The following is a 16,839-nucleotide window of genomic DNA, read 5'->3' as shown; positions in this document are numbered from 1 at the left end:
CAGGTTAATTAAGGACGACATGGCCGATCAGCCCAGCGTAACCCAACAGTTTACCCAAGGGATTCTTCAGAGCGCCCAGCGCGCCGGCATTGCCCTGCCAGACAGCCTGTTGGCGCGTCTGCCCGGCGATGGGCGTACTCCTCTGGCACTGCAGGATGAGGTATGGGAGGCCTATTGCCATGCCTCGCAAGACCCGCTGGTAGGAATTCGGCTCGGTCTGTCACTGCACGTAGGCCATCTCGATCTGGTGGGGATGCTGTTGATGAGCTGCGAAACCCTGGGGGAAGCGCTCGATATGCTGGTGGAATACCACCCGATTGTGGGTGAAGGGGGGGATTTCAGCCTGGAATTTCACGGCACGCGCTGTCATCTGGTCTACAGCCCCCATTACACCCGGTGTCGACGCGAACGGGTGGAGGCCGTTATGGCCTGTGTGCTAAATCTGGCGCGCTGGGTGTCCGGTGGCAAGTTTGAAGGCTGTCATGTTCAGTTTGTGAGCGAACCCTCGGCGGCACCTGAAACTTATCAATCCCTGTTGGCTGTGGATGTGTTGTTTGGCCGGCAAAACGATGCCCTGTGTTTCAGTGAAAGCTTGCAGGCCACGCCGCTGATTCAGGCCAATGCCGCCATGCGCGATCACTTGTTGCGACTGGCCGACGCCATTCTCGCGGGGCTCGACAGCGCGAGCCTGAGCGCTCAGGTGCAGCAGCTGCTGCGTCAGCATCCGCGCTGGGGCAAGGAGCGCGTGGCCGAGCAGCTTGGTCTTAGCGGTCGTCATCTGGTGCGCAAGCTGCAGGATGAAGGCACTAGTTTTCGGTTGCTGCGTGCCTCCGTGCTTCAGCATCTGTCGGAGCAGTGCCTGCGTGATGGTGGCACCATTGCGCAAACTGCCGAACGCTTGGGTTTCTCTGATGAAAGCGCCTTTGTGAAAGCGTTCAAGCGCTGGTCCGGCACCACCCCGGCCCAGTTTCGAGTGGCGATGAGCGATCCATAAGCCGTGCCCGTGCGTAACAGGGCCAGACAAAGAGAGGAACACGCCTTTGTATATTAGTGCCGAAGCGATGGCCGATTGGGACAAACAATATCGCGCCGCATTCGTTAACTCCCTTACCGGTTATAAACCGGCGAACCTGGTGGGCACCTGCAGTGCTGGCGGTCAGGAAAATTTGGCGATCATGAGTTCTGCTGTCCATCTTGGTTCTCATCCACCGCTGATCATGCTGGTTCTGCGGCCGGATGTTGCACCCCGGCATACGCTGGATAATATTCGTGCGACAGGGCATTACACTCTGAGTCACGTGCATGAAACCCTGATTGAACCGGCCCATCAGACGGCGGCTCGATATCCGCGAGAGCAATCGGAGTTTACCGCCTGCGGCCTGACACCTGCCTATCGCGAGGGTTTTGCTGCTCCTTATGTTAAAGAAGCGTTCCTGAGTCTGGGACTGTCTCTGCGGGAAGAGCAGCGACTTGCGATTAACGGCACTCACATGGTTATTGGCGAAGTTGTGTGGGTATCGGTGCCGGACAATGCGCTGCGCGATGACGGTTCCATTGACCTCTATCGCAGTGGCTCGGTAGCGCTGGCAGGCGTAGACAGTTACTACGCTCCACAGCCTCTGTGCCGAATGGCCTATGCCAAACCTGATCTGCCGCCACGGAGAATTGATTGATGCGTATCGCGCTGATGCTGTCGTTGTTAGTGGGTTCACTGGCGCGGGCGGACTGTACAGGTTTGCTCGATTATCAGCACCCCTTGCTGCGCAGCGATCAGCGCGTGTCCTTTTGCGAACGCTTTGCCGGCAAGGTATTACTGGTGGTGAATACGGCTAGCCGCTGCGGCTTTACGCCACAGTTTGAAGGTCTCGAAGCCCTGTATCAGACCTACCGTGAACAGGGGCTGGAAATTGTGGGCTTTCCTTCAAATGATTTTCGACAGGAATACGCCGCCGCCGAACAGACCGCCAAGGTGTGCTATGTCAATTACGGGGTGACCTTCACCATGTTGGAAAGCAGCAGTGTCACCGGGACAGAGGCCAATGGATTCTTTCGCTCGCTGATAGGTGGCGGTGCAGCGGAACCGCGCTGGAACTTCTATAAATATTTGATTGATCGCAACGGTCAGTTCGTCAAAAGTTTTCCTTCCCAGGTGCGGCCGACATCTCCAGAGCTGGTTGAAGCGTTAAAGCCATTGCTCTAGATGTAAATAAACACCGGCAGATTTAGGCTTGAATGCCAGCTCTAGCGCTGGCACCTTATGTGGCCGTTTTACACAAAGCGAATCAGTCCAATGGAAATACTCTCCTCGCCTGTTGCTGGTGTGGTGGTGCGACATCTGGTTGCCGAAGGCGACTCGGTGACCACCGGTCAGGAACTGGCCATTCTCGAATCTATGAAAATCCAGACACCCTTGACCGCGCCGGCCTCTGGCGTTGTGCAGCGCTGGTTGGCTATTGCGGGGGCTACTGTGCAAAAGGGCTATGGCCTGTGCGAGTTTGTGCTGCAGGGAGAAAATGTGAGCACGACAGCAGCAGACGGGAAAAATATCGACCACCCTGCGCTATTGGAATTGCGCGAGCGCGTTGCACTCACCCAGGATGCATCCCGTACTGCAGCGGTATCGAAACGACACGTAAAGGGCTACCGGACAGCCCGTGAAAATCTTGCTGCACTGTGTGATGCCGACAGCTTTGTGGAGTACGGCCAGTTTGCAGTGGCGGCGCAACGTCAGCACCGGGACCTCGATGAGTTAAAACGCAACACCTCTGGCGATGGCATCGTTACCGGTACTGCCCACCTCAACGGTGAACGGGCGGTGGTGATTGTTAATGACTATAGCGTGCTGGCCGCCACCCAGGGATACTTTCACCACAAGAAGCTCGATCGTGCCCTGAGCCTGGCCCAGCAGCAGTCATTGCCAGTGGTGATGTATACCGAAGGTGGTGGCGGTCGTCCCGGAGATACTGATGTGCTCACTCAGTTTGCTGGTTTGAACGTGCCGTCTTTTGCCCAGTGGGCCGGACTTCGCGGCGTCGTGCCGCGTGTAGCGGTGAACAATGGCTATTGTTTTGCCGGTAACGCAGCGCTATTCGGTGCCGCCGATATTCGCATTGCAACGAAAACGTCCTGGATTGGCATGGCCGGTCCGGCAATGATCGAAGGGGGAGGGCTGGGCAGCTTTCTGCCTACTCAGATTGGTCCGGTGGAAAGCCAGACGCGCAATGGCGTCATCGATGTGGTGGCAGAGAACGAAGCCGAGGCGACGGTGCTGGCGCGCAAAGCTCTGTCTTATTTTCAACGGGGTGTCACTGATGATGGCGAGGGGCCGGATCAAGAGGGTATTGGTGAGCACCTGCCCGTTGATCGCCGTTTTGCCTACAACGTTCGTCAGATTATTGAGCAGCTGTGCGATAGCGATAGTGTGTTGGAACTTAAGCCCAATTACGGCGCTGCAACCTTGACCGCACTGGTGCGAATAGCGGGACGCCCACTAGGGCTTATAGCGAGTAATTGTAAGCATTTGGGCGGCGCTATCGACTCCGAGGCCGCCGATAAACTGGCCGACTTTATCGAGCTCTGTGACCAGTTCAACTTGCCGCTGGTGTCGTTGGTGGACACCCCGGGCTTTATGGTGGGGCCAGATAGCGAAAATGAGGGCGCGGTGCGTCGCATGTCACGCCTGTTTGCAGCCGGAGCAAAGGCGAGGGTTCCCTGGGCGGCCATTTTCCTGCGTCGGGCATATGGCCTCGGTGCTATGGCTCTCACCGGGGGCAGCTTTGCGCGCCCGGTCTACGCGGCTGCCTGGCCCACCGGTGAGTTTGGTGCCATGGGGCTTGAGGGCGCAGTGAAACTGGGGTTTCGTAAGCAGCTTGAAGCGGTGGCAGACCCTGCCGAGCGGCAGGCCTTGTTTGATCGTTTGCTGGCCGAATCCTACGACAAAGGTAAGGCCATCGAGGCGGCCAGCTATCTGGAGATTGACGCGGTTATCGAGCCGGAGCAAACGCGGGATGCGATTATCGCCGCGCTTTTCTGAATGAGCCGTGACAGCGTAGGCTGTCACGGTGCCGCGTCTATGTTGTCGCGTTAGAAACGATAACTGGCTTCCAGGCCCCAGCTGCGCGGTGGCCCGGAAAGAAAGTAGGTGTAACCGAAGGATGCCTGCAGGTCGATGGCGTAGTAGTCGTACTCTACGTCTTCAATGTTTTTCACAAAGGCCGATACACTGTAGGTATCGGTAGCTGAGAACCAGCCCAGGCGTGCATTAATCAGGTGGTAGGCATCCTGCTTACTGGCTTCGTATTCAGCCTTGTCGTTGTAGGCGCTGTACCATTGTTTGCTCTGATACGAGCCATTGACGTTGAGCGCCAGATAGCCGTATTCGGTGACCAGCATGTCCCAGTCCAGCGAGATGCTGAAATTCACGTCGGGCGCTGAGATCAGATCGTTGCCCGCCAGATCCACCTGATCTTCCGGGTTGGCGAGGGTGGTGGTATCGGCCAACATCAGTTCTTTGTAGGCGGTATCCAGTAAACCGATGCCAGTGTTCAGGAACAGCCGTTCGTTAATCTGATACTGGAACTCGGCTTCTACGCCCTGAATTTCCGAAGCGCCCGCGTTTTCCAGAAAGACCGAAATCCCTACCACGTTAACAAACTGCTGATCGGTATAGTCGTAGTAAAAGGCGGCGGCGTTAAACCGGGCGCGACCGTCCAGCAGATCCGCTTTTACACCGACTTCATACGCGTCGATAAATTCCGGGCGTGCGTACGCGTCATCAATATCGCGCTCCAGATAGTACACGCCGCCATTATAGCTGCCGCTGCGATAGCCGCGACTGTAGGCCGCATACAGCAGAATGTCGGGCGTCAGTGCGTAATCGACACCGAGCTTGCCAGTCCATTCGTTCTCAACAGCACTCAGTGGCTGTTGTGACGCCAGCGTGTACGGCCCGTGGGTAAAGCCGGGCGGCGCAGTACAGGCGCTGGGATTGCTCAGGCAGTAGGCGATCTGGTTGGGAGATGCCGTGACCGGCGTGAATGCTTCGTCGCGGCCAGTCGTATTACCAGGTACCCAGGTGCCGATTGGGGTGCCATCGTAGTCAAGCCGCGAGGTATTGTAGTAGGGCATGTCGTTGCGATCTTCGGTTTGGCGCAGGCCGAGATCAAAGCCGAGTCGGTCGGTGGGCTCAAAGCGGAGTTGACCGTAAGCGGCAAGGCTTTCTTTCTCGGTGGCCAGGCGCTGGTCTACGCAGCCGAAGCCCACGAGAAAGGGCGCGAGACCAATAGTGTCTGGGTTTTCTTCGCCCACCCGCGTATCCGGCAAGTCTTCGAAAATGCAGTAGATGTTTTTCAGGCCCAGATCTTCAAAGCCGTAATACAGTCCGGCGATCAACTGGAAAGGACTGTTCCATTCACTGACGAAGCGCAGGTCCTGACTGTAGTAGACCGTATCAGACGACCAGTCGATTTCCAGCAGACGCAGCGGTGAGCCGTCGGTATTGGCGTCCTGAAAATAACGTGCATCGCCATATGAACTGACTGATACCAGTGAAAAGTCCTCAAAATCAACCGTGGCTGTCAGCACGGCGGTATCGGTCTGGGTGATCAACGGCCCCACCTTGTTGGATTCAATCTCGTGGAAGTCCAGATCGCGTGCCGGTCGCGAGTAGCCGGTGTAGTCAATAAATCCATTGGAATTGGCAGTGCTGCTGGTATTGCGGATATCCACACCCGGTTCATTGCGCACCTGCGCGGTATTAGCGTCGTTTTCAGTGCGCGTTACTTTCAGCACGGCGGTGGCGTTGTCGTTGATTGCCCAGTTTAGCGCCAGGCGGCCACCGCGAGTGTCAGTTTGTGCGCCGTTGGCACCGCCGAGGGGGTTTTCTTGGTAGCCGTCGTCTTTTTTGAACAAGGTGGCAAAACGCGCTGACAAGGTGCCGGGAATCAATGTGCCCTCGATCGCCGCTTCGGCCATGGTGGCGTCAAAGGAGCCTACTCCGACCTTTATACGGCCATTGAATTCGGTGTCTATCTGAGGGGTGCGGGTAATCATATTGATTGCGCCGCCGGTCGTGTTTTTGCCGTAGAGGGTTCCCTGAGGACCGCGCAAGACCTCAAGGCGCTCCAGATCGAAGAAGTTGGCGCCGTGGGAGTACACGGCTGGCTGGTAGGCTTCGTCCACGTACACGCCAATCGGGCTGGCCTGGTTGGAGTTGTAGTCCGACATGCTCACGCCGCGAATGGCGAAGATGGGCTGAACCTCACCATAGGGACCGCTCACTTGCATATTGGGTACCTGTGCGCCCACGTCGTTGGTGCTCTCAATGCCGAATTTTTCGATGGAGTTACCCGTGAAGCCGGTGATGGCCACCGGTATATCCTGGGTGCTTTCACTGCGTCGCTGGGCAGTGACAATCACCTCCTCCAATGCCTGGGCGCCTGCGGTGGGCGACAGTGCGGGGTTCACAGAAAATATAAGGCTGCATGCGGTCAATCGACAAAGTGCTTTTATCATTATCAACTCCTTGATCACAGGGTGCTGCGTAACAAGAGTGGCTCATGTCGTATCCGGGTAATTAATATGTTCGCGATAGTGTTATCAAACTTTTTTAGCGAAGTTACAAACGGTTAGGCCACTTTTGTTGTAGGCTATTGGAGCATTTATGTCTGAATATTCCAAATGGTGTTTGCGGATCAATTTCGGAAATGGTGAACGAGTGCAAGATCCTTTGATCATTCTCCCATGCAGACTAAGGTGTCAGTTGTACTTGGTTTAGACCAACGAGTCGTTTTACAGTATTGTCGCAACAGTGTTTTGCACTCGCCCTGCCCGAAAACGTTGCAGTGGAAAATAATAATTATCAACAAGCGGAGCTGCGGAAATGTCCTTGCTAAAATCTCAGTATCTATCGCCTGTATCGTGGTGCGAGGCTGCACGGCCAATTCTAAGGTGGTGCTCGATAGCAATCTTCGGGATCACGGCTCTGCCGCTTAATGCACAGATAGAGGAAGTCATCGTCACCGCCCAGAAGCGAGAGCAGTCACTGCGCGATGTGCCTATCAATATCAATGCCATGAGTGGGGACAAACTGGCCGAGCTGAATATTCAACAGTTTGATGAATTGGCCAATTTTGTGCCGGGGCTGGAGGTGCAAGAGCAAAGCGCCAACAATCCAGCTTTTGTCATTCGCGGTATTACCTCCGATAGCGGTGAAGCCAATATTGAGCCGCGCATCGCAATTTTCCAGGATGGCGTGCCGGCATCGCGATCGCGCGGGTCTTTTTTTGAGCTGCACGATCTGGAGCGAGTGGAAGTTGTGAAGGGCCCTCAGAGCACGCTGTTTGGACGCGCTGCACTGATCGGGGGAATCAATGTTATCCAGCGCAAGGCAGATTATGAGACCGAAGGCCAACTCAAACTGGGCTACGGTGAAAGCGTGCGCGATACGCAGTACACCGAAGTGGGTGGCCACTTCGGTGGAGCGATACTGGATGAAAGGCTGGCAGGTCGAATAGCCTTTATTGATAAAAAGCGTGACCCGTACGTGGAAAACCTGCTGGGAGGAACCGGTTTTAACGGTGCGGACTTGCGTGCGTATCGTGTGTCTTTGCGACTGGATCTGCTGGAATCATTGCGCATTGATCTGATTGCCAATCACCAGAACGACACGCCACCGGGCACTGGCTTCAAGAATAATCGCTTTGCTCCCCCCGGGGGTGATACCAGCCCATTTACGGGTGCGGCGCTACGCAGCTTTGGTGGCTTTCGCGACAATGGCGATCTGGGTCTGGAGCGAGATCTTGATACTTTAACGGGTATTGTCAGTTGGGATTTCAGCGAAAACTGGTCGTTTACGTCAATTTCTGGCGTCCGGGAGTTTGAGTCAGAGGAAATTTTCGATGGCGACGGTTCCCACTATGACATTCTGGTGGCATCAGAGATTGCGGATGGCGAGCAGTTCAGTCAGGAGTTGCGCATCAATTTCGACGCCGGAGGTAACCTGTCGGCGTTTTTTGGCGCTAACTATTTGAGTGAGGAAGGTCAGCAGTATGTCCCACTCGCTACCGACACGGGGGTGGGGCTGCCGTTCTTTCTTGAGTTTTTAGCGACCGGCCGGGGCAGTGAGCCCTCGGCTCCATCCTCGGGCATTCTTTACGAAGAGGAGTTTGCCAACCGCAGTGATACCACGTCGACAGACCTGTTCGCCGATGCCACCTATCACCTGAACGAGAAAGTGGAATTGACGGCGGGTATTCGCTGGACTCGAGATGACAAGAAAACCAGTTATTTCGGTCGTTCCAAGGCCAACACGCTGTTGCCTGGCATCCCAGGTGTCACGGTATACGATCCGGGCAACACGCTGTTTATTGCCGCCAGTGAAGGGGGTGAGCTGCAGCAGGCTAGTGACACCTTCAGTGGGCTCTCCTGGCGCATGGTAGCGTCGTACCATTTGAGTGAGGACGTGAATTTGTGGGGCAGTTATGCGCGCGGTCGTCGACCTGAAGTGATTGCGTTCAATACGCCGCCCGAAGAAGACTTTGTCAAAGCCGAAACCCTGGATGCAGAAATCGTTGATTCCTATGAAATAGGTGGCTTTGCCAGTTTCTGGGACGATCGCATTAATTTAAGCGGTTCGGTGTTTTACTATGAGTACACCAATTTTCAGACAACCATTTTTGTGCCGGGGGAGGCGGCTGTGGAAGTGCTGAACGCGGGCTCGGCTACATCGCACGGTGTTGAGTTGCAGCTTGATTCTCAGCCGCTCGATAATCTTAAGGTGTTTATGAGTTATGGCTATAATTATGGGCGTTTTGCCAGTAAGGACGACTCAGGCCAGCCGCAGCAGTTTGCGGGTAACCGTTTCCGACTAAGCCCGGATCACAGCGCCGCCATTGGCGCCACCTATAGCTACATCACTGATGTTGGCACATTCTCTATAACACCGTCTTACAGCTATAAATCGAAGTTCTTCTTCGATGATGACAACGATCGACCTGATCTGCAGGAAACCGACGACACGCAGGATGAATTCCAGCCCAGTTATGGCCTGTTGGACCTGACCTTGCGATACGAAACAGTGGCTGGGCATTTTATTGTCGAGCTCTATGGCAAGAACCTGCAGGATAAAGACTATCTGCTCGACGCGGGCAACACCGGTGACAGTTTTGGCTTGCCAACCTTTATCCCCGGGCCGGATAAGCTGGTGGGGCTTACGGTGACCGCGAAGCTCTTCTAAGGCTGCGTACGATTAATTGCATAACCCGCCTGCGGCTGGCGCCCTGTTACCGGATTTTCGGTGAAGGCAACCAGCCGCTAAGACGCGCCTGGTGATCTATACTCAAGTTGATATGTTTCGTACATCCGAGGAGGCGCTATCATGCAGCCCGTCAATCAGACCGATCATATAGCTATTTTGTCCCTAATGATGGTTGGGGTTCTCACCAAGCGATTGAGTGATCTGGGGCAACTCGATGACGAAACCAGTCGCCATTTACACAAGCTTGTAAACAGCGTACGCGATCACGCGGAAGCGTTGGGGATAGAAGATCTCAATGCACTGTTTAATAAGATAGACGCTGCAATGAGCTGAGTGGTTGAAGATGAAATGGCGCTTCGCCCAGCGCGAAAGTCGCGTCCTACCGCAATGCCGCTCGCCGTGTGAGGCTGGTTTTTCAGAAGCGGCGCTATCAAAGCCTCGGCATTCCCGTATTGTGAATGTCCTTTCTACCGTGTGAACTAAGTGGTTAATGCGTCAACGTTGGGTTTCCAACCTGATCGAGTGATACATTGACGGCACGCGCGTTGTCTTCTTTGGGCTCCAGTTGTACCAAGTGATGCCCTAGGTCGTTCTTTTTCTTATGTGCTAAAGTGGTCGCCGTCAACAATAGAGGTGTAGTATGCGGAGTTTTGCGGTGGGCGCTAAGGAAGCGCTGATAACCAGTGTTTTACTCATAACTGCTTGTAATGGCAGTAGTTCTAGCAGTAGTTCCCCTGCTGCCGACACGAATACCACAAATACCCCGGTTGTCTCTGCGCTGCCTCCGGTTTTACAGTGCGCGGCAGCTGAGCGTCTTCCGGCAGAACTGATTACTGCTGATGCGCTGGAAAAGGTTACCAGCCAACTTCCCAACGTTTACGACACCGTAAATTACTCGGGCGATGTGCTGCCCTCAACCAGTTTTGATGTGAGTATCGCCCTGCCGGAACGCTGTCCCGGTGATCGCTTTCCGGTGGTTATTCACAGCCATGGCTATGGCGGGGAAGTGTCAAACACGCTGGATGAAAATGGTGAGGTAGATAAGACAGCCTTTTTCCCTCAGATACTCGAGCTATTCCAAGCTTTGCCACATTATGGCTATGTTGCGGTTTCTTTCGATCAACGTGGTCACGGTGAGTCGCAGCCCGATAACGGCGGTGGCTTGGCGCGAGTGATGGATCCCCAGGCGGAAACGCAGGATGCCATTCGGTTGCTGGATTGGCTCGCGGAAAACGCAGACCGTTTTTCCATTTATCTCGAAGAAACCGACATTGCCAAAGATATCCGCGTGGGCCTTATTGGCTATAGCTACGGTGGCGGTTGGCAATTTCCTCTGGCGTTATTGGATCGGCGAGTGGACACGATTGTGCCTTCGGGTACCTGGCATAGTCTGATTAACAGTCTACTGCCGGGTGATGCCGTTAAGCTCTCTTTTGACGGTCTTCTGTGCCTGTTCGCAGATGGAAATGGCCCGCCGGACCCGGGGGTGACCAATACCCCCGCAGTGGAGGCGATGTGTAATCAGATCGGCTACAGAAGCCCTCAGGCTAACCTTATTCGCACCAAAGATGACCTTATGCGGACTTTGGAATTGCAGGGTTACGACCGCGATGTTGTGCTGCAGATGTTCAATCGGCAAGTGCGTCACTTTCAGGCGCAAAACGGCGTTGGTCCGTGGTGTGACAGCGATCGCCCCGGCTGTAATGACCAGAGCACTTTTGTGGCGAGGCCGGTACCTACACTTTTGCTGCAGGGGAACCGCGACGTGCTGTTTCACTTGACCGAGGCCTATTGGAATTACCAGTTTTTCGATTCCATAAAGGATGCCAACACCAAAGTGGCGGTATTGACCAATGAAGGTGGTCACATGAATCCCCTTGACCACTTGTTTGAAGGCTCTGCTGATTGCGGTGGTTTAGTGGGTACCGAAGTAATCAAGGCCTGGTTTGAGGTGCACCTGAAAGGCGCGTCTTCGCCGCTATTGGACACGCTACCCAATGTCTGTATCTCTGTTGCCAATACGCAAAGCGCACATACCGCTCAGCCACAGGGACTGCTGCTCGATTACTTCCCTGCGGGATCACAGCCTGTGGACAAGGGCGGTGTGCCTGTGCGTCTAGAAGCGGCCGAGGTCAGTGTAGGTCAGGGACCAGATGACAGTTACCTGGGTGCCAACTTTTTGGAGCTGTATACCGTACCGAGCGATGCCGGCGATAATATTGTGCTGGCAGGCATCCCCAGTATTGACGCTATCACCGTCACTGGCGTGGGCTCACCCAGCGACGCCATCGCCTTTTTTGGTGTCGGTATCGAGCGGGCGAGCGGCGATAAAATCCTCGTCGACGCGGAAGTCACCGGTCTGATTGAGAATGCTGAGCCGTACACCAGTAACCCGAATGTGGGCAACGACAGGTTTCTATTACCTGGTGTGGGTGAGCGCCTTCAGCCTGGAGACAAGGTAGGACTATTCTTCTATCAGCGCCATGTTCAGTTCAGCGCGATAATTAATGGAGCTTCCGCTAGTGGCGCAACTACCTTGATTCAAACCGCCGCAGGTACCACTTACCCCGACCCTGTCGCTTCGGCGATTAACGAACAAGACAGTGTGCTGAATCCGCCGAATCCTTATGATGTAAGCGTTGTTGGTGTTGAACTTCCATTGTTTGATTTACGGCGCTTGCCCGCCGGGGCTCTAAGCTTGGGAGCGGTAAGTGGCAGTGCACCTTAAGACTTATAGAAAGGCCTGCAACGAGCGCGTCTGGTGACGCGCCCTTTGTCGTCTAATAGGTGATGTTGATACACGCGCAAATACAGATACAGTAACGACAACCGTTTGCTAACGGGAGCTCAAGGTGCAGACTCAGCCTTTACCACAACAGAATCATCTGCTGGCAGCCTTGCCGTCGGTCGTTGTGCGCCGGTTAAAGCCTCATTTGGGGCTGGTATGTTTTTCTGCGGGTCAAATGTTGCATGAGTCAGATGATTTGGTAGACATGGTGTATTTTCCTGTCGATAGCATCGTTTCATTGTTGCATGTGATGGAAGACGGCTCGTCAGCGGAGATCGCCCTGGTGGGCAACGACGGCGTGATCGGGCTATCACGGATCATGGGTGGACAGCCGAGCACCAGTCAGGCCATGGTTATAAGTGCGGGTCAATTTTACCAGCTAAGCGGCAAACAGTTTGAAAGGGAGTTTAATCGTCATACCGAACTGATGGCGATCGTGTTGCGCTACACCCAAGCCGTATTCATCCAGATGGCGCAGACGGCGGCGTGTAATCGGCATCACTCCATACTTCAGCAGCTGTGCCGCTGGCTATTGTTATCGCTCGATCGTGTTTCCGGCGACGAGCTCGTTATGACGCAGGAGCTGATAGCCGGCATGTTGGGTGTGCGTCGCGAGGGTGTCACGGATGCTGCCGGTAAACTCAGAAACCTCGGAGTGATTGACTACCACCGCGGCCATATAAAATTGTTAGACAGGCCTCAACTCGAACTGCTTTGTTGTGAATGCTATCGGGTCGTTAAGAAAAAGGCCGATAGTCTGCTGCCCCCGCCAACTACCTGACAGTCGTCATCTATAAGTACTTTTACTTAGTCGTTCGTTAAATAGGGTGTTCTCGGTGGCCTCATGGGGTATGTACCCGTTTGTTTGCGCTATATCGCGTCGCTACCATATAGATACTGACAGCCAACGCGCGGACTCCGAGTGAATAAAGCATCGGCACAAGCCGTACTTATTGCAGTCTGTGACGAGGAGTTGAGCCATTCCATTGAGTCGGCCCTGGATGGGGCTGGCTTCGACGTCCTCCTCTCACCTAGCACTGACTCAGCTATCAAACTGCTGACGAGTGCGAGCCCTGCATTTATTGTACTGGATAGTTCCCTTCCAGAGATGGGGGGTATGCGATTGTGCAAATTCATTCGTACAGAGCTGCATATGAGAGAGCTCCGGATCATTATTATCAGTGCTGTTGATGATCCCTCAGAACGCGTTTTGGCGTTAAACGTTGGGGCCGATGATTATCTGGTCAGCCCGGTCGACATGGAGCAATTACTCAGCAAGATTACTGGATTGCAACACCGTCGACGCGTAGATCAACTTCAACACGTGCTAAAGGCCGGTACCATTCAAATGGTTCCGGAGCAGTGGGTTGTTTATGTTGATGGGAGTCCGGTAGACCTGACGGAGACGGAATATCGTCTTCTGCAGGAATTACTAGAGGTGGAAGGGCGAGTGTTGACCCGTGAGGATTTACTGGAAAGGGTTTGGGGGTACAAGCGTGCCTGTACGGTAGAGTCTCGCACGCTCGATGTTCATATGAGTCGCTTGCGCCACAAGTTGGGTGCGTCTGCAGAAAACATTGTTACGGTGCGCAATGTGGGGTACCGGATCAAGGTATCGCCCGACTGGTTGAGGCACTAGGCGGCTCGCTGTTGGGCGACAACAGCTGTTTGGGAATAGCCAATCAGGCTTCGATAAGACCTTGCCGAATGGCGTAGCGCACCAAACTGGCAACATTGTGGATATCCAAGCGCTGCATGATATGGGATCGGTGAGATTCGGCTGTTTTCACGCTTAAGTGCAGTAACTCTGCAATATCTTTTGTCGTCTTGCCTTCAGCAATAAGCTGCAGTACCTGCTTCTCTCGACAGGTCAGTACGTCTTCTGGCTGATCTTTCTTGGATAATAAGGCGTTTACAACACCTTCCGAAATCCCCGGACTTAGATAGACTGCGCCTTTAAGCACTTCGTGGATAGCGTAGATCAATTCTGATGCAGCCTGATTCTTGAGCACATAGCCCCGAATGCCACTTTTTAGTGCTTCAAGTGCGAAAGACTCTTCATCATGCATTGTTAACAGCACGACTTTTGTTTGAGGCGACAGACGCTGAATCTCGTGGGCGGCATCTATGCCATTCAACTGAGGCATTCTGAAGTCGAGCAGTGCGACCGCTGGATTAAATTGTCGTACCAGGCGAATGGCGTCATGACCGTCTACAGCTTCGCCTACAACATTGAAATCTTCGGCTTCCAGTAGGGACTTTATTCCCTGTCGGAACATCTGGTGGTCATCGGCGACAACAACGTCTCTACTCATACTCATCATAACGGAAGTTCCACTTGAAATTCGGTGAATTCGGTGCCTTTGCGGCGGCAGGAAACAATCCGGCATTCACCGCCCAAGGCAGTTACGCGTTCGTAAATACCAAGCAGACCGAGCCCATGTGTGGTGTCAGCTGCTTCGTCGGGGACGGTAAATCCTGCGCCATTGTCGGTAATTGTGCAGTGTACGGTATCAGCTTCAATCCATAGTCTGACCTCTGCCTGGGTGGCACCAGCGTGTCGCACAATATTGGACAGTGCCTCCTGAACCACGCGGTACAGTGCGATTTCAATGGCGCTGGAGAGACCTTGAGCACTTCCAGCAATACCTATTTTTATGTCTGATCTGCGGCTGAACCCTGTAGCAAGGAAACGTAATGCCGGCATGAGGCCGAGTTGGTCTAACACTGGTGGCCGAAGCTCATGGGACAGCCCACGGATCTGTTCGCAGACCACGTCAAGCAAACGGCCGACGCCATCTATTTTTTTTGCGATCTGTTCAGGACACTCGCGCCTGATTTCGGCCAATTCCAGGTAGACAGTGGCGAGCATCTGTGCGGAATCATCATGCAGTCGTTGTGCAACGCGTCGAGCGGACTCTTCTTGAGCTTCGTACAGACTGCTCAATAATGCATTGCAGCCAACGTCATCATGCGGGGGGATGTCGTAGGTTTTTATCGCGCGACGGATACTGTCGAGCTCCCCGACACTTACCTGAAAAAAACGTGGTTGCTGCTTCTGAGTCTCTGTGGTTAGCGGGGCGCGACGATCGCAGGGTGAATCATCGGTGGGTTGACCGATCCGTGAGGCTATAGCGCTGTCAGATGGACTTCCTGGCGGCACCTCGGGGTCTTGCTGCGGATTATCCTTGCACTGCATAACACCAGTCCTTGCGGTGGACTACAGGAACCGCAGCCTTGCTACCTTACGGCTACGGTACACCAGTGTTACGTTTCTTTGACTATTCCGTCTGTGCGATAACACACACAACGCAGTGCTATATGCGCAATTTATTATTGGGTATCTTTAAATCGCTTAATGAGAAATCCAGTAAGACGATTTGTTTATAACTAACCGGCCAGAATAATGACTTTTACACAGGTACCTTCACCGTAATGACTCTCAATCTCAAACCGGTCGGCTATTTGGTGCAGACCGCTAAGACCGAGCCCCAGTCCCCCTGATGTGGAATAGCCGCCAGCGAGGGCGCAATCAACATCGGCAATGCCAGGGCCATTGTCGTTTGCAATAATCAGAATAGCATTGGATGGGCCAACGCGTATTTCAGAGACACTGATTTCACCCTTTTCGGCGTAGAGTATGATATTGCGTGCTAACTCTGAGATGGCCGTCGTTAACAGCGCGATTTTGCTGTCAGAGCAACCCAGGCTCTTCCCCAGACATCGTCCAGCATGTCGGGCTATCACAATATCGTCAGTCTCCCGAATGAGCATGGGTTCAGGTTCTCTGACGTTCGTCAGGGCAAGTTTATCCTGCGACAAAAGGTCAAAAACTTTAGGATTGCTAATAGGAATGGCGCCGTGACCGCGTCCAGATCTGGGGGTTGAATCATTGGTATTGACAGCTCTCATCGCATGCTCCTTGCCGGCTGAGTATTGATAAGTTCTATGCCTTGGGTGGCACTTTTTCTCCGTCTCTTTTGTAATACTAGCTTTCTGTACTGAGCTTACCCATCAGGTATTCATCCCAATTTTTGACTGATAAACACGGGTTAAAAGGGTGCAACTGCACAGGCTGTTCGCTGCGGTTCACGTTATTAATGGCCGTGCATCACGTTGACGCTAGTCGTTACAAAGCCGTTACATTTCCGTTGCATAAACTAAACGAGCCTGTTGCACTTCGCCTGTATAAACAGTTCTGTCTTCGGATATTCGGGCTCATAACTGGGAGAGCGGAGTATCCATAAGCAACTTATGAATACAGCGGAGTACCCGATGCGATTGCAACTACACACAAAACATTCATTGTACGCTTGTGTAATGACCCTGGGCTACCAGCTTTCAATGCCGGTGGCTGCGGAGGAATTTCCTGGTGGGTTTCTGGAGCAGCCTAGCACTGCCCAGGCGCGCGCCCAATTGACGCGCTCGCAGATCGAGGCTTTTCTGCCAGAAAGAGGCAAATTTACTTTTCCTGAACCTTACAACACAGTAGGCGTACGCTTGACCAACGCCAGTGACTGTAACGGCGCCGATTGTGTCAATTATGTTGGCTATTCCTACTGGAACAATATCAACAACCATGTCGGTCAAGATACGATGCTGATCTTCATGGGTATGGACAGAAGCCGCGGCGGTGTTGGCCCCTCATTGCTTGAATACAACAAGGTCACCGACGAGGTAATCAATCGCGGTCCGCTGTTCGATGCCGCGAACGGGCTCAGCTGGGCAACTGGTGAAGGTTGGTACTTCAGTGCGACTCAACCCAACAGTCTGTATATAAACAATGGTCCGCAGT

General features: G+C 53.8%; 14 protein-coding genes. 10 read left to right on the top strand and 4 right to left on the bottom strand.

What is annotated here, in order from left to right:
• Nucleotides 1-19: 19 nt before the first annotated feature.
• From ABYP39_RS00940 to ABYP39_RS00925, 4 genes are all read left to right on the top strand, one after another.
• Complete coding sequence (locus ABYP39_RS00940; RefSeq protein ID WP_372780788.1) at nt 20-994, top strand: AraC family transcriptional regulator ligand-binding domain-containing protein; 975 nt, start codon at nt 20-22, stop codon at nt 992-994.
• Nucleotides 995-1,040: 46 nt separating this feature from the next.
• Complete coding sequence (locus tag ABYP39_RS00935; RefSeq protein ID WP_372748523.1) at nt 1,041-1,673, top strand: flavin reductase family protein; 633 nt, start codon at nt 1,041-1,043, stop codon at nt 1,671-1,673.
• Nucleotides 1,673-2,200 (top strand): glutathione peroxidase, encoded by a 528-nt coding sequence (locus ABYP39_RS00930; RefSeq protein WP_372780805.1) that lies wholly within the window; start codon nt 1,673-1,675, stop codon nt 2,198-2,200. The genes ABYP39_RS00935 and ABYP39_RS00930 overlap by 1 nt, the downstream gene beginning before the upstream one ends.
• 90 nt (nt 2,201-2,290) lie before the next feature.
• The gene (locus ABYP39_RS00925) at nt 2,291-4,033 is read left to right on the top strand and encodes a carboxyl transferase domain-containing protein (RefSeq protein WP_372763866.1); all 1,743 of its coding nucleotides are present in this window, start codon (nt 2,291-2,293) and stop codon (nt 4,031-4,033) included.
• Between the two features lie 50 nt (nt 4,034-4,083).
• Here the strand turns inward: ABYP39_RS00925 and ABYP39_RS00920 are convergent, their stop codons facing one another.
• A complete protein-coding gene (locus ABYP39_RS00920; protein WP_372748521.1) occupies nt 4,084-6,513 on the bottom strand; it encodes a TonB-dependent receptor in 2,430 nt (809 codons plus the stop codon).
• A gap of 367 nt (nt 6,514-6,880) precedes the next feature.
• Here ABYP39_RS00920 and ABYP39_RS00915 point away from each other — a divergent pair, with 367 nt between their 5' ends.
• The 5 genes from ABYP39_RS00915 (at nt 6,881) to ABYP39_RS00895 (ending at nt 13,683) form a co-directional block, all read left to right on the top strand.
• Entirely contained in the window at nt 6,881-9,235 is a 2,355-nt protein-coding gene (locus ABYP39_RS00915; RefSeq protein ID WP_372780787.1) for a TonB-dependent receptor, read from the top strand.
• Between the two features lie 141 nt (nt 9,236-9,376).
• A complete protein-coding gene (locus ABYP39_RS00910; protein ID WP_372748519.1) occupies nt 9,377-9,589 on the top strand; it encodes a hypothetical protein in 213 nt (70 codons plus the stop codon).
• A 307-nt stretch (nt 9,590-9,896) separates the two neighbouring features.
• On the top strand, nt 9,897-11,984 hold the full coding sequence (locus tag ABYP39_RS00905) for an alpha/beta fold hydrolase (protein ID WP_372780786.1): 2,088 nt from the start codon (nt 9,897-9,899) through the stop codon (nt 11,982-11,984).
• 124 nt (nt 11,985-12,108) lie between these two features.
• The gene (locus ABYP39_RS00900) at nt 12,109-12,825 is read left to right on the top strand and encodes a Crp/Fnr family transcriptional regulator (protein WP_372780785.1); all 717 of its coding nucleotides are present in this window, start codon (nt 12,109-12,111) and stop codon (nt 12,823-12,825) included.
• A 141-nt stretch (nt 12,826-12,966) separates the two neighbouring features.
• Entirely contained in the window at nt 12,967-13,683 is a 717-nt protein-coding gene (locus ABYP39_RS00895) for a response regulator transcription factor (RefSeq protein WP_372749301.1), read from the top strand.
• Nucleotides 13,684-13,726: 43 nt separating this feature from the next.
• Here ABYP39_RS00895 and ABYP39_RS00890 read toward each other — a convergent pair whose 3' ends face one another.
• From ABYP39_RS00890 to ABYP39_RS00880, 3 genes are all read right to left on the bottom strand, one after another.
• Nucleotides 13,727-14,359: a response regulator gene (locus tag ABYP39_RS00890; protein ID WP_372749300.1), complete on the bottom strand. Its 633-nt coding sequence runs from the start codon at nt 14,357-14,359 to the stop codon at nt 13,727-13,729.
• A gap of 5 nt (nt 14,360-14,364) precedes the next feature.
• Nucleotides 14,365-15,243 (bottom strand): sensor histidine kinase, encoded by an 879-nt coding sequence (locus tag ABYP39_RS00885; RefSeq protein WP_372749299.1) that lies wholly within the window; start codon nt 15,241-15,243, stop codon nt 14,365-14,367.
• A 191-nt stretch (nt 15,244-15,434) separates the two neighbouring features.
• On the bottom strand, nt 15,435-15,956 hold the full coding sequence (locus ABYP39_RS00880) for an ATP-binding protein (protein WP_372749298.1): 522 nt from the start codon (nt 15,954-15,956) through the stop codon (nt 15,435-15,437).
• Between the two features lie 408 nt (nt 15,957-16,364).
• Here ABYP39_RS00880 and ABYP39_RS00875 point away from each other — a divergent pair.
• Nucleotides 16,365-16,839, top strand: a 475-nt coding sequence (locus ABYP39_RS00875; protein WP_372780784.1) for a hypothetical protein, incomplete at its 3' end; no start/stop codon positions are given.

The organism is Litorivivens sp., assembly GCF_041625495.1.
Classification (GTDB): Bacteria; Pseudomonadota; Gammaproteobacteria; order Pseudomonadales; family Spongiibacteraceae; genus Litorivivens.
The sequence above is the reverse complement of the archived record's forward strand: the minus strand, read 5'-3'. Positions and strand labels throughout refer to the sequence as shown.